Origin of the sequence: Ornithinibacillus jepli (assembly GCF_047228935.1) — a bacterium.
GTDB lineage: Bacteria > Bacillota > Bacilli > Bacillales > Amphibacillaceae > Ornithinibacillus.
The window spans coordinates 1,257,775-1,271,604 of sequence record NZ_JBFEGG010000001.1 but is presented as its reverse complement, the minus strand read 5'-3'; the positions used below and the strand labels follow the sequence as shown (position 1 = coordinate 1,271,604).

At 35.6% G+C, this 13,830-nt stretch carries 12 protein-coding genes; 11 read left to right on the top strand and 1 reads right to left on the bottom strand.

All coding sequences use genetic code 11. From position 1 onward, the window contains the following. Positions 1-169 precede the first annotated feature (169 nt). Positions 170-1,183 (top strand): DNA polymerase III subunit delta, encoded by a 1,014-nt coding sequence (holA, locus tag AB1K81_RS06645; protein ID WP_412975834.1) that lies wholly within the window; start codon positions 170-172, stop codon positions 1,181-1,183. Positions 1,184-1,219: 36 nt separating this feature from the next. On the opposite strand, the gene rpsT is transcribed toward holA, so the two are convergent. Then, entirely contained in the window at positions 1,220-1,486 is a 267-nt protein-coding gene (gene rpsT, locus AB1K81_RS06640; protein ID WP_412975833.1) for a 30S ribosomal protein S20, read from the bottom strand. A gap of 200 nt (positions 1,487-1,686) precedes the next feature. Between rpsT and gpr the strand changes: the two genes are divergently transcribed. The 10 genes from gpr to prmA all read left to right on the top strand — a co-directional run bounded on the left by gpr (position 1,687) and on the right by prmA (position 13,822). After that, positions 1,687-2,778, top strand: a complete 1,092-nt coding sequence (gene gpr, locus AB1K81_RS06635; protein ID WP_412976127.1) for a GPR endopeptidase — start codon at positions 1,687-1,689, stop codon at positions 2,776-2,778. A gap of 109 nt (positions 2,779-2,887) precedes the next feature. Beyond that, complete coding sequence (gene spoIIP, locus AB1K81_RS06630) at positions 2,888-4,057, top strand: stage II sporulation protein P (RefSeq protein WP_412975832.1); 1,170 nt, start codon at positions 2,888-2,890, stop codon at positions 4,055-4,057. 15 nt (positions 4,058-4,072) lie between these two features. Continuing rightward, positions 4,073-4,408, top strand: coding sequence for a DUF3679 domain-containing protein (locus AB1K81_RS06625; protein ID WP_412975831.1), 336 nt, complete (start codon positions 4,073-4,075; stop codon positions 4,406-4,408). A gap of 256 nt (positions 4,409-4,664) precedes the next feature. Next, the gene (lepA, locus tag AB1K81_RS06620; protein WP_412975830.1) at positions 4,665-6,473 is read left to right on the top strand and encodes a translation elongation factor 4; all 1,809 of its coding nucleotides are present in this window, start codon (positions 4,665-4,667) and stop codon (positions 6,471-6,473) included. Positions 6,474-6,581: 108 nt separating this feature from the next. Continuing rightward, a complete protein-coding gene (gene hemW, locus AB1K81_RS06615; protein WP_412975829.1) occupies positions 6,582-7,751 on the top strand; it encodes a radical SAM family heme chaperone HemW in 1,170 nt (389 codons plus the stop codon). Between the two features lie 66 nt (positions 7,752-7,817). Further along, positions 7,818-8,849, top strand: a complete 1,032-nt coding sequence (gene hrcA, locus AB1K81_RS06610; RefSeq protein WP_412975828.1) for a heat-inducible transcriptional repressor HrcA — start codon at positions 7,818-7,820, stop codon at positions 8,847-8,849. Positions 8,850-8,900: 51 nt separating this feature from the next. Then, positions 8,901-9,482, top strand: a complete 582-nt coding sequence (grpE, locus tag AB1K81_RS06605; protein WP_412975827.1) for a nucleotide exchange factor GrpE — start codon at positions 8,901-8,903, stop codon at positions 9,480-9,482. 31 nt (positions 9,483-9,513) lie between these two features. After that, on the top strand, positions 9,514-11,343 hold the full coding sequence (gene dnaK, locus AB1K81_RS06600) for a molecular chaperone DnaK (RefSeq protein ID WP_412975826.1): 1,830 nt from the start codon (positions 9,514-9,516) through the stop codon (positions 11,341-11,343). A gap of 343 nt (positions 11,344-11,686) precedes the next feature. Continuing rightward, positions 11,687-12,814, top strand: coding sequence for a molecular chaperone DnaJ (dnaJ, locus tag AB1K81_RS06595; protein WP_412975825.1), 1,128 nt, complete (start codon positions 11,687-11,689; stop codon positions 12,812-12,814). Between the two features lie 69 nt (positions 12,815-12,883). After that, positions 12,884-13,822, top strand: coding sequence for a 50S ribosomal protein L11 methyltransferase (prmA, locus tag AB1K81_RS06590; protein ID WP_412975824.1), 939 nt, complete (start codon positions 12,884-12,886; stop codon positions 13,820-13,822). Positions 13,823-13,830 lie beyond the last annotated feature (8 nt).

Genomic DNA, 13,830 nt, shown 5'->3' with positions numbered 1-13,830 from the left:
TATAAAAGAAAGAAAAACATCGTTTAACATATTGTTCCTAGGGCATTATGTTAAACGTTCATATAGATAGGGAGGGAAATTCTTATCCCTAATTTCCCTCTCAGGTTTTTCTTGCTATTCACCGATTAACCCATTACCATAAAGAATATAATTAGTTGGAGTGAATAGCATGTCATATACAGAGGCAATAAAACAAATAAAAAAACAAAGTATCCCAGAAGTCATTTTATTATATGGTACAGAAAACTATTTTATCCAGAAAATCAAGGAATTATTGGTAAAAAAAGTTTTAGATGATGAAGAAAATTTATCTACGTATGACTTAACTGAAACACCTATACAAGAAGTAGTTGCAGATGTGGAAACCTATCCATTTTTTGGTGAAAAAAAAGTCATTATCGCTACTAATGCTGTTTTTCTAAAAGCTAAGTCAGACAAGCTTCCTTTTGAACACCAATTATCTGTTTTAGAGCAATACATAGAGATGCCAGTAGATTATTCTGTGTTAGTTCTAGTTGCACCATATGAAAAGATTGATGAACGGAAGAAAATCAGTAAACTTCTAAAGAAAAATGGTCTAGTAGCAGAATGTAATCCGATAAAAGACTATGAATTAAAAAACTGGATAATGAATTTAGCAAAGCAACTAAACATGACGATAAATGATGACGCATTTGAAACGTTTGAGAATGAACTTTCTACGGATTTAAATATCATCGAAAGTGAATTAGAAAAAATCTCTCTCTATGTAGGGGAAGGCGGTATTGTAACCAAACAAGTTGCTGAGGAAATGGTATCACATTCGGTAACGAGTTCTGGGATTCGTCTAGTTGATACAGTCATCGAAGGTAACCTTGCGAAAGCAATTGCAATTTACAAAGACTTAGAAAAAATGAAGGAAGAACCAATCGCCTTAATTGGATTATTAGCTTTCCAATTTAGAACTATTTTAAGAGTGAAGCTTTTAAAACAAAAAGGTTATAGCTCTGGTCAAATGCAAAAACAATTAGGAGTGCATCCCTATGTAATAAAGGTTGCACTTAACAGAGAAGCGAAGTTTACGGTTAACAAACTAAACTATATTATCGATCAACTAACTGAAACTGATGCAATCATTAAGCAAGGTAGAATGGATAAGTCACTGGCATTTGAATTGTTATTATATAATCTTATAAAACAATAAAAAAACGATCCTTCTGGGATCGTTTTTTTTGAATAATTAGGCACCAAGACCGTTAACTTTTTTAGTTAGACGACTCTTTTGACGGTCACCAGCATTTCTATGGATAAGACCTTTTTGTACTGCTTTATCAATTTTTTTGACTGTTTCTGTTAATGCGGTTTTTGCATTTTCAACATCATTAGCTTCAACAAATTTCTCTAAAACTTTTATTTGTGAACGCATTTCAGATTTTACTGATTGGTTTTGAGCACGCTTTTTATTGTTTACATCAACACGTTTAATTGCGGATTTAATATTAGCCATTATTTCACCTCCTAAAAACACTAACGTTCATTACATTGAACAAGAGACATTGTACCAAAGTTAGAGCTTGTTTTCAATAAGAATTATCCTATCTTCATCGTAAATTGTATGTTTTTAACAAAAATGTTAAGGCTAATCCTATAGATTTATGTATATTTACAATGCCTGAAAGGATGCGATTTAGTTTGAGTGAAAAGGAAATGAAGGAAAACCAATTTCAAGTACGTACTGACCTAGCTATCGAAGCAAAAGATATGTACGTAGAAAAGGAGACTCCTCCTGAGGATAAAATAAAAGGGGTACAACTTAAGGATATTGAAGAGAATGGAATTAAAATTTCTTACGTTGATATAGATGCTGAAGGTGCAGAATTACTAGGGAAGAAACCTGGCTCTTATGTAACCATTTACGCAGATGGTGTTAAAAAACAAGATACGAAACGCCAAGAGAATGCAGCCAAAATTTTAGCAAGAGAGATTGAGAACTTGCTTGAGAAAAATAATATTAAAAAAGATGCAACAGGGCTTATCGTAGGTCTTGGTAACTGGAATGTGACACCAGATGCACTTGGACCGATGACGATAGAAAAAGTATTAGTGACTAGTCACTTATTTAAGTTAGAACATGAGTCAGTGTCTGAGGGGTATAGACCGGTAGGGGCAGTTACCCCTGGTGTAATGGGAATTACCGGGATTGAAACGAGTAATATAATTTTTGGGATTGTAGAAAAGTTTAGCCCAGATTTTGTTATAGCAATTGATGCATTAGCGTCTAGATCAATAGAACGAGTAAATGAAACAATCCAGTTATCGGATTCCGGCATTCATCCTGGGTCAGGTGTAGGGAATAAACGCAAAGAGCTTAGTAAAGAAACTCTAGGGGTACCGGTTCTAGCTATTGGGGTACCGACAGTTGTTGATGCAGTAACCATAACAAGCGATACCATTGATTTCATTTTGAAGCATTTTGGAAGAGAATGGCGCGAAAAAGATCGCCCATCTAAGTCGTTGGCTCCGGCAAGTATGTCTTTTGGAGGAAAAAAATATACGGAAGAGGATTTGCCTGACGAGGAAAAAAGACAAACTTTTATGGGGATTGTTGGCAATTTATCTGAAGAGGAAAAAAGAAAACTAATTTCGGAAGTCTTAACCCCAACTGGCTATAATATGATGGTTACACCAAAAGAAGTAGATGGTTTTATGGTAGATATGTCCCATGTTTTAGCGAACGGAATAAATGCTGCGTTACATGAAGCGGTTGATGTTGACAATTTCGCTTCCTATTCAAGGTAAGAAATTTGTATAACTCTATTAAATTTTGTGAAAAATGAGAGCAAGAGGTTCTACCTTCCGAAGATTCGTCATAGATTTTATTATAGACGACTAGGAAGGTGGAACAATTATGCTAGAACCTCACCGATTTAAAAGCAATCATAAAATAGCTAACTATGTAAAAAAAAGCGCAATATATGTAGTGAGTGTATTCATTTTATTTGTTCTTATAGGAGTAATTACAACAATTTCACCTGCATTAAGATTATCCTCCAATACATTAACAAATTGGACGAGTGAGATTGAAAGTTCTACGTTTATGTATTTACTCGGAATGGAAAACCGAATCTTTATGGATGGACTTCCTCCAGAAGCGGAAATACCAAATCTATCATCTACTCTTTTTCAAATAGCAACTAGCATACAACCAGATGATCCGAGAAGCTTACTTGGAAATGAACTTCCGGGTTTTTCCATTTATGATAGTGAAATATTTATAGCTGGTGAAGGAACAAATTATACAAATCTTCCAATTGAGTCTTCACCACCACTTGAAGAGGTTTTAAAAGACAGAGAAGCTGTGGTAGATGAAGGTGTTGATGTAGAAAGTCCAGAAGAAGTCCCAGAAGGCACACCTACTACAGGTGGAAGAGAGGTTGTTTTTATTTACAATACACATAATTATGAATCGTTTTTACCACATTTACCTGGCGTAACAAACCCAAATTTGGCTCAGCATAGTGAAGTGAATATATCATTAGTAAGTGAACGCTTTTCCAGTGCGCTTAAGAAATATGGAATTGGCAATCAATTAGACAAGACTGATACGATGAAATTATTAGATGAGAAAAACATGGAGTACTGGCAATCCTATGATGCAATTCGAGCAAATGTTCAAGAAGCTTTTTCTAATAATAAAGATATTCAATATGTTTTTGATTTTCATAGAGATTCACAAGGTAGAGAAGAAACGACAAAGATTATAGAAGGGGAAGCATATGCAAGGATTGCGTTTGTGATAGGTGGAGAAAATGCTAATTATGAAAAAAACCTAGAAATCGCTACTAAACTCTACAAATTAATGCAAGAAAAATACCCGGGATTAAGTAGGGGGGTATTGCCACCTAAAAAAGGTGCGGGAACAGACGGAGTTTTCAATCAAGATTTACATGAGAACGCACTTACTGTTGAGGTTGGTGGAGTAGAAAATAATCTGGAAGAATTATACCGATCTGCTGAGGCGTTAGCGGAAGTGTTTAGTGAATTATATTGGGATGCTGAAAAAGTTAGTTCGGAATGAGGAGGGTTTTAAAAGATGTTTAAGTTTATATCCGTAATGTTGTTACTAGTGATATGTTTTTTAGTAGGTGCCATCGTAGGGATTGACCATACTGGCCAAAGCATCTTCTCTACTGAACCTAATGCAACTACTACAGAAGTAGTAGAAACATCGAATGAAGTTAAACATACTGCGAATGAAAACCCCAATGCGCCAGAAGTTGTTAATCAGCAAACGATTACCGAGGAGCTTCAAGCTACAAATTCCGACCATCTAAGTCAAAAAACAGCATCCTTCATTGAAGTGATTGTACAAGGCTTTTATGATGTAATTGTTGAAATCTTATATCAGATATCACAATTGTTTTTCTAGAGTAAGACACTATACTGGTGGCCCGAATCCATTCCATCAAATAAGGTGTAATGGATTCGGGCCACCAACATTTTTATGGATATTTACCATATCATACATAAATTAAGACCATAAATGTATTAATATAACAACTCTTTCTTGAAACAATAGGCTTCAATTGCTATAATCATCCTAGCAATCATCGAAATTTTTATAGGAAGTATTAAATTTGTACTTTTACTGTTAGTGGTAAAGGCAATAGGAGTGAACATCACGTATGGCGAGAAAACAAGAAAATGTACGTAATTTTTCTATCATAGCCCATATCGACCATGGTAAGTCTACTTTGGCTGACCGTATATTAGAAAACACACAAACTGTTACAAAACGTGAAATGAAAGACCAAATTTTAGATGCGATGGATCTAGAAAGAGAACGTGGAATAACAATCAAACTAAATGCAGTACAGTTACATTACAAGAGTAAAAGTGGAGAAGATTTCACATTTCACTTAATTGATACACCAGGTCACGTCGATTTTACATATGAAGTATCTAGAAGCTTGGCAGCTTGTGAAGGTGCCATATTAGTTGTGGATGCTGCACAAGGAATCGAAGCACAAACATTAGCCAATGTATATCTTGCTTTAGATAATGAATTAGAGATTATTCCTGTCATTAATAAGATCGATCTACCTAGTGCGGACCCAGAACGCGTGAAAAAGGAATTGGAAGAAGTTATTGGAATAGATCCTGATGATGTGATATTAGCATCTGCTAAAGCGAATATTGGTATTGAAGATATCTTAGAAAGAATAACGGAAGCTGTTCCACCACCAGCAGGTGATCCTGATGAACCATTAAAAGCACTTATTTTTGATTCATTATACGATTCCTATCGGGGTGTAGTTGCTTATGTTTGTATTAAAGAGGGCTCTGTAAAGGTTGGAGATCGTATAAAAATGATGGCAACTGGAAAAGAATTTGAAGTAAATGAAGTTGGAGTGTTTACTCCGAAACAATTGCCTTTAAAAGAGCTTCATGTTGGGGATGTAGGATATATTACAGCTTCAATTAAAAATGTCGGAGATACACGTGTAGGAGATACCATTACCTCTGCAAATAATCCAGCTACTGAACCACTTCCAGGGTATAGAAGACTTAATCCGATGGTGTATTGTGGATTATATCCGGTGGATTCTAATAAATATAATGATTTACGTGAGGCGCTAGAGCGTTTGGAATTAAATGATTCGGCATTACAATATGAAGCAGAAACATCACAAGCATTAGGATTTGGTTTCCGTTGTGGATTTTTAGGATTATTACATATGGAAATAATCCAGGAAAGAATCGAACGAGAATTTAAAATTGACTTAATCACAACTGCACCAAGCGTTATTTATGAGGTTCAGCAGACAGATGGGGAAGTAATCACTATTGATAATCCATCTATAATGCCAGATCCACAAAAAATACAAGAAGTTCGTGAACCATATGTGAAAGCTACTATCATGGTACCAAATGAATATGTTGGAGCAGTCATGGAAATCGCTCAGAAGAAACGTGGTCAGTTCATTGATATGGAATATCTAGATGATATTCGAGTAAATGTTATTTACCATATACCACTTTCTGAAATTGTATATGATTTCTTTGACCAATTGAAATCCAATACGAAAGGGTATGCTTCATTTGACTATGAATTGCTCGGATATCAAGCATCGAAGCTAGTTAAAATGGATATTCTCCTTAACGGTGAGACGATAGATGCGTTATCATTTATTGTCCATAAAGATTTTTCGTATGATCGTGGGAAGCAAATTGTAGAGAAATTAAAAGAACTAATTCCAAGACAACAATTTGAAGTACCGGTACAAGCAGCAGTTGGGAATAAAATAGTGGCAAGGTCAACCATTAAAGCAATGCGTAAAAATGTTTTAGCAAAATGTTATGGTGGTGACATTTCGCGTAAAAGAAAACTTCTTGAAAAACAAAAAGAAGGTAAAAAACGGATGAAGATGGTAGGTTCCGTAGAAGTGCCTCAAGAAGCGTTTATGGCTGTTTTAAAAATGGATGATGAATAAGTGAGAAGACGGAAGAACTTAATAAAGTTTTTCCTTTTCTTTTTTAGATAGTTATCCAGTTGTCCCATGTTTTTCATTAAGCAATTTGAGTGTTAGGAGAAAACTATAATGATTCAATCTGTATATATTCACATACCGTTCTGTCAGCATATATGTCATTACTGTGATTTTACGAAATTCTTCTATAATGAGCAATTGGCTACGGAATATTTAGATGCATTATCTAATGAAATAAATGTACAAGTTCAGGGTGAAAAGAACCGAGTAAAGACCATCTTTATTGGTGGAGGAACACCTACCGCATTAAATTATAATCAATTAAAGAAGCTACTCGCGTTCGTAGAAGAAAAATTTGATGTTTGGAACTGCGTGGAGTACACCATTGAAGCTAATCCAGGTGATTTCGATGAAAAAAAAGCTAAATTATTGAAAGAATACGGGGTTAATCGAGTTTCACTTGGAGTACAAGTATTTGATAATGCGATGTTAGAAGAACTTGGACGAGCTCATCGTATTGAAGATGTCTATAAAACAGTCGAGCTTTTAAAAAAAGAAGGGTTAACTAATATTAGTCTTGATATGATTTACTCATTACCCAATCAAACACCTGAACACTTTGAAAAAACTGTAACTGAGGCTCTTTCTTTTGACTTACCGCACTATTCGGCGTACTCTTTACAAATTGAACCGAAAACAATTTTTTACAATAAGTTTAAAAAAGGTCAATTACATCGACCAGCACAAGAAGACGAGGTTGAAATGTATGAAATCCTTAAAAATAAAATGCGGGCAAGTGGACTTAAGCAATATGAAATTAGTAACTTTTCAAAACCTGGTTTTGAAAGTAAGCATAACTTAACCTATTGGAACAATGACTATTATTATGGATTTGGTGCTGGGGCAAGTGGGTACCTACCGGGAAAACGTACGATGAATATTCGTCCATTACCCGCCTATATTAAACAAGCTAATGAAGATGGTAGACCATTATTGAAAGTTGAAACAATAGGATTAAAAGAACAAATTGAGGAAGAATTATTCTTAGGATTGCGAAAGTTAAGTGGAGTTAGCAAAAGAAAATTCCAAGATAAGTATGGTTTTAGTCTTGAATTACTTTATAAATGGCAAATTGACCATTTAGTACAAAAAGGTTGGTTAGTGGATAAGAAAGATAAAATCCATTTATCTGAACAAGGTGTGCTATTTGGTAATGATGCATTTGAGTATTTTCTTTTAGAAGATGAAGATATAAAGGCAATAGCATTGACAAAAAAATAATGATTTGATAATTTATTATTAGTATTAGCACTCAAGGATATAGAGTGCTAACAGGGGTGATCATTAATGTTAACGGATAGGCAATTAATGATTTTGCAAGTTATAATTGATGATTTTATTGAATCAGCCCATCCAGTTGGTTCGCGTGCGATTTCAAAAAAAGATGATATATCATTCAGTGCTGCTACTATCCGTAATGTGATGGCTGACTTAGAAGAAATGGGGTTTATAGAAAAAACTCATTCTTCTTCTGGTCGTGTCCCATCAGAAAAAGGATATCGTTATTACGTGGACAATGTCATAGCACCGTCCATTGATAAAAGCAATTTAAATATTATGAAGGATTTAATACGGGATGAATTCATCGATTTTGAGAGACTCGTACAAAAGTCAGCTGAGGTATTATCTGATTTAACTAATTATACGTCTATCATCTTAGGACCAGAAATTTTTGAAACAAAGGTTAAACAGCTACAAATTGTCCCGTTATCAGAACATACGGCGGTAGCAATAATGGTAACGGACTCGGGACACGTTGAACATCGTTCCTTTACAATCCCAGGAGAGATTAGTCCAACTGATTTAGAAAAAATCGTCAATATTTTAAATGAACGACTAAAAGGTGTTTCTTTAGCGCACTTACCAAATGTAATTACAACTGAGGTACTCTCTTTAATGAAGCTATATGTAAGAGATTTTGAAAAGTCGTTTGATTATATTAAATCAGCTTTCTTCCATGACCAACCAGTTAAACTTTACATTGGTGGTAAGACTAACCTTTTAACACAACCAGAATTTAACGATATTAATAAAGTTCGTTCATTCTATCAGATGATGGAAAATGAAGATCAGGTTGTAAACTTGTTAAAGACAGCTCAACACGGAATCAAGGTTTCGATTGGAAATGAAAATAAGATAGACGAGATTAAAGACTTCAGTTTAATTACTGCGTCCTACCAATTAGGATCCGAACAAATGGGTACAATAGCGCTAATTGGACCTACTCGTATGGAGTATCGTAAAGTAATTACGTTATTAAATGCATTATCAAATGAAATGACAGAAGCTTTATACTTATGGTATAAAAACAACGTATAGTAAAACATGAAATGAAAGTTAGTAGGAATGTGTGTATTTGGAGGTGCCAGCATGGAAGAAAAAGAGGTTACAGGTGTCGAAGAGGAAAAGCCACTTGAAAATGAGGAAGAAATTCAAGATGAGGCTGTTTTTGATTCGGAAGTAACAGAAGATTCGGCTTCAGATGTGGATATATCGAAGCTTGAGGAAGAATTAGCAAAAGCTAATCAGGAAAAGGAAGAGTTATATCAAAAGTTGTTAAGGACACAAGCGGAATTTGAAAACTATAAAAAACGTTCCCTTAAAGAAAGAGAAGCAGAACGTAAATATAAAGCGCAAGATTTTGTTACAGAGCTCTTACCTGCTATTGATAACTTTGAACGTGCTTTACAGGTGGAAACTACAGATGCAAATAAAAGCTTATTAGATGGCATTTCTATGGTTTATAGACAGCTTGTTGATGCTTTGAAGTCACAAGGTGTTGAGCCTATCGAAACTGTAGGTAAGGAATTTGATCCAAATATTCATCAAGCAGTAATGCAGGTAGAAGAAGAAGGGTTTGATCCTAACACAGTTGTAGAGGAACTACAAAAAGGGTACATGATGAAAGATCGTGTAATCCGTCATGCAATGGTAAAAGTTAATCAATCTTAAGAAAAGGCTATGATTCAAGGAGGAAATATCAATGGGAAAAATCATCGGAATTGATCTAGGAACAACTAACTCATGTGTTGCAGTTATGGAAGGTGGAGAAGCAGTTGTTATTCCAAATCCAGAGGGTAACCGTACAACACCATCAGCTGTAGCCTTTAAGAATGGTGAAAGACAAGTAGGGGAAGTAGCAAAGCGTCAATCTATTACAAACCCAAATACCATCCTTTCCATTAAACGTCATATGGGTACAGATTATAAAGTAAAAGTGGAAGATAAAGAATATACACCACAAGAAATTTCTGCGGTTATTCTTCAGTACTTAAAATCATATGCAGAAGATTATATTGGTGAAAAGGTTGATAAAGCAGTTATTACTGTACCTGCTTACTTTAATGATGCAGAACGCCAAGCAACTAAAGATGCTGGTAGAATTGCTGGTTTAGAAGTGGAACGTATTATTAACGAACCTACGGCTGCTGCTTTAGCGTATGGTATCGAAAAATCTAATGAAGATCAGACTATTCTTGTCTATGACCTTGGTGGAGGTACTTTTGATGTATCAATCCTAGATATTGGTGAAGGTACTTTTGAAGTTGTTGCAACTGCAGGGGATAATCGATTAGGTGGAGATGACTTTGATGAAGTCATTATTAATCATTTAGTTCAAGAATTTAAAAAAGAAAATGGCATTGATTTATCTCAAGATAAGATGGCGATGCAACGCCTAAAAGATGCTGCTGAAAAAGCTAAAAAAGACCTTTCAGGGGTTGCACAAACACAAATCTCATTACCATTCATTACTGCTGGAGAAGCAGGTCCATTACATTTAGAAATGAATCTTACTCGTGCTAAATTTGAAGAGTTATCTTCTGATTTAGTAGAACGTACGATGGTACCGACTCGTAAAGCGTTACGAGATGCAGATTTAACTGCTAATGATATCGATAAAGTTATTTTAGTAGGTGGTTCTACACGTATTCCAGCGGTACAAGAAGCAATTAAACGTGAAATCGGAAAAGAACCTTCAAAAGGAGTAAACCCGGATGAAGTAGTAGCATTAGGTGCTGCAATCCAAGGTGGGGTTTTACAAGGTGATGTAAAAGACGTTGTATTACTTGATGTTACACCACTATCATTGGGTATTGAAACAATGGGTGGCGTGTTTACTAAATTGATTGAGAGAAATACAACAATCCCAACTAGTCATTCACAAGTTTTCTCAACTGCTGCTGATAACCAGACAGCTGTTGATATTCATGTGTTACAAGGGGAGCGTGAAATGGCGGCAGATAATAAAACACTTGGCCGTTTCCAATTAACCGATATCCCACCAGCACCAAGAGGGGTACCACAAATTGAAGTTTCTTTCGATATTGATGCGAACGGTATTGTTAACGTACGCGCTAAAGACATGGGTACTAACAAAGAACAGTCTATCACGATTAAATCTTCTTCTGGTCTATCAGATGAAGAGGTTGATCGTATGGTTAAAGAAGCAGAAGAAAATGCCGAAGCTGATAAAAAACGTCGCGAAGAAGTTGAACTTCGTAATGAAGCAGACCAACTTGTCTTTACAACAGATAAGACCTTAAAAGATTTAGCGGATAAAGTTTCAGAAGAAGAAAAACAAAAAGCAGAGTCAGCTAAAGATGAGTTGAAAAAAGCTTTAGAGGGCAATGACCTTGATGAAATTAAAGCGAAGAAAGAAGCTCTACAAGAACAAGTACAACAATTATCTGTAAAACTTTATGAGCAAATGGCCCAAGAAAATCAAGCTGGTCAAGAGCAATCAGATCAAAACGCGGCAGATGATGTAGTAGATGCAGATTATCAAGAAGTAGATGACGAAGATAAAAAATAAGTAAATATATTAACAAAAAAAGTCAAAGTCAGGACCTTCTTGACTTTGGCTTTTTTTGAAGGTAATTATCTGATTGGCAATTTGATAACTTTTAGATGCACTAAGCGATTGGAATACACGTACACTCCCGCGGGAGAAGTGGCCAGGGTAAGACCCCACAGTGCTCGAGGACGAGTCGACTCACCGCTCACCCATCAGGAAAGCGGAATGTATTCAAGCCCCGAGCTCGGTGTATCAATCATTAAATAATTTTAAAGAATACTAGCATTGAACCATTTGCCATCATATTACTGTTAATGTTATGATTTACTCTATGTGAAAGTGATTCGGGAGAGTGATACAGATGTCAAAACGAGATTATTATGAAGTTCTAGGCGTAGAAAAAAACGCATCAAAAGAGGAAATTAAAAAAGCATACCGTAAATTAGCACGTCAATATCATCCTGATGTAAATAAAGAACCGGATGCAGCAGATAAGTTTAAAGAAGTAAAAGAAGCTTATGAAACATTATCAAATGACCAAAAACGTACACAATATGATCAGTTCGGACATGCAGGAATGAACGGTAATCAAGGCTTTGGAGGCTTTGGAGGATCACAAGATTTTGGTGGTTTTGGTGATATTTTTGATATGTTCTTCGGTGGTGGCGGACGTAGAAGAGATCCAAACGCACCACAGCAAGGTGCAGATTTACAATATACCATGATATTAGAGTTTGAAGAAGCTATCTTTGGGAAAGAAGCAGATATAACCATTCCGAAAGATGAGCAATGTGATACTTGTCACGGTTCAGGAGCTAAACCTGGAACTAAACCAGAAACTTGTACTCACTGCCACGGATCTGGACAATTAAACACGGAACAGAATACACCATTTGGCCGAGTGGTAAACCGTAGGGTTTGTCATTATTGTGATGGCTCCGGGAAGATTATTCCAGAAAAATGTATGACGTGTAGTGGAAAAGGTACTGTTAAGAAAAACAAAAAAATACACATCAATATCCCTGCCGGTATTGATGATGGGCAACAAATACGTGTAGCTGGAAAAGGGGAGCCAGGTAAAAATGGTGGTCCTGCAGGAGACTTATATGTAGTCATTCAAGTTAGAAAACATGAATTCTTTACTCGTGAAGGGGATCATATTTTCTGTGAATTGCCATTAACCTTTTCGCAAGCAGCCCTTGGCGATGAAGTAGAAGTACCAACAGTACATGGTAAAGTGATGCTGAAGATTCCTGCTGGCACTCAAACTGGAAAGGTCTTTCGTTTGAAAGGTAAAGGGGCACCTAATGTTCGAGGCTACGGTCAAGGGGATCAACATATTAAAGTTCGTATTGTAACACCTACTAAACTGACAGAACGTCAGAAAGAGTTACTACGTGAGTTTAATGAGATTTCTGGTAATGAGAGAATCGAAGAACAAGATGATTCATTATTCCAGAAATTCAAAAGAGCTTTTAAAGGGGAATAGCATCTATTCCCCTATTACATAATTTTAAAAACTAGAATATAAGAAATTTAACGAAATGAGTGAGATCACTTGAAATGGTCTGAGGTATGTATCCATACGACAAATGAAGCAATTGAACCGATTTCTAATATACTTCATGAATTAGGTGCAAGCGGGGTTGTGATTGAAGACCCGTTAGATTTAATAATCGATCGAGATACGATGTTTGGTGAAATTTTCGAGTTGGATGCCAGTGACTATCCAGAAGAGGGTGTCTATATTAAGGCCTATTTGCCGGTAAATAGTTTTCTCGTGGAAACGATAGAAGAAATAAAACTAGCGATTAATAATTTAACTACCTTTGATATTGACTTAGGGAAAAATCAAATTACATTGAGTGAAGTAAATGAAGAAGATTGGGCAACTGCATGGAAAAAATATTATAAGCCTGTTCAAATCACTGAAAAGATTACAATTACACCAACTTGGGAAGAATATACTAGAAAAAATAACGAGGAAATTGTTATTGAATTAGATCCTGGTATGGCATTTGGTACAGGGACTCATCCTACCACGGTTTTAAGCATTCGTGCTCTAGAAAAGTACATAAAAGGAAACGAGACCATAATTGATGTTGGTTGTGGTTCAGGAGTACTGAGTATAGCATCGGCACTTCTCGGTGCAAAGGATATTTATGCTTATGATTTAGACGAAATAGCAGTTAAAAGTACAGAGCAAAATGCAAAGGTGAATCAAGTTAATAAATCTATTCATACGAAACAAAATAATCTATTAAACGATGTTCATATGGAAGCAGACCTCATTGTTTCTAACATATTAGCTGAAATTATTGTTAGATTTGTTAAAGAGGCTTGGGATAACTTAATTCACGGAGGGTATTTTATTACTTCTGGAATTATACAGGCAAAAAAACAAATGGTGTTAGACGAACTTGAACAACAAGGGTTTGAAATTGTGGAAATTAATGAGCTAGAGGATTGGGTTTCGGTAGTAGCTAAGAAAAAGTAGGTGCATTT

Excerpts from the sequence above, each read along its gene's own strand:
- holA (WP_412975834.1), top strand. The coding sequence starts at position 170 with ATGTCATATACAGAGGCAATAAAACAAATAAAAAAACAAAGTATCCCA.
- rpsT (WP_412975833.1), bottom strand. The coding sequence starts at position 1,486 with ATGGCTAATATTAAATCCGCAATTAAACGTGTTGATGTAAACAATAAA.
- gpr (WP_412976127.1), top strand. The coding sequence starts at position 1,687 with ATGAAGGAAAACCAATTTCAAGTACGTACTGACCTAGCTATCGAAGCA.
- spoIIP (WP_412975832.1), top strand. The coding sequence starts at position 2,888 with ATGCTAGAACCTCACCGATTTAAAAGCAATCATAAAATAGCTAACTAT.
- AB1K81_RS06625 (WP_412975831.1), top strand. The coding sequence starts at position 4,073 with ATGTTTAAGTTTATATCCGTAATGTTGTTACTAGTGATATGTTTTTTA.
- lepA (WP_412975830.1), top strand. The coding sequence starts at position 4,665 with ATGGCGAGAAAACAAGAAAATGTACGTAATTTTTCTATCATAGCCCAT.
- hemW (WP_412975829.1), top strand. The coding sequence starts at position 6,582 with ATGATTCAATCTGTATATATTCACATACCGTTCTGTCAGCATATATGT.
- hrcA (WP_412975828.1), top strand. The coding sequence starts at position 7,818 with ATGTTAACGGATAGGCAATTAATGATTTTGCAAGTTATAATTGATGAT.
- grpE (WP_412975827.1), top strand. The coding sequence starts at position 8,901 with ATGGAAGAAAAAGAGGTTACAGGTGTCGAAGAGGAAAAGCCACTTGAA.
- dnaK (WP_412975826.1), top strand. The coding sequence starts at position 9,514 with ATGGGAAAAATCATCGGAATTGATCTAGGAACAACTAACTCATGTGTT.
- dnaJ (WP_412975825.1), top strand. The coding sequence starts at position 11,687 with ATGTCAAAACGAGATTATTATGAAGTTCTAGGCGTAGAAAAAAACGCA.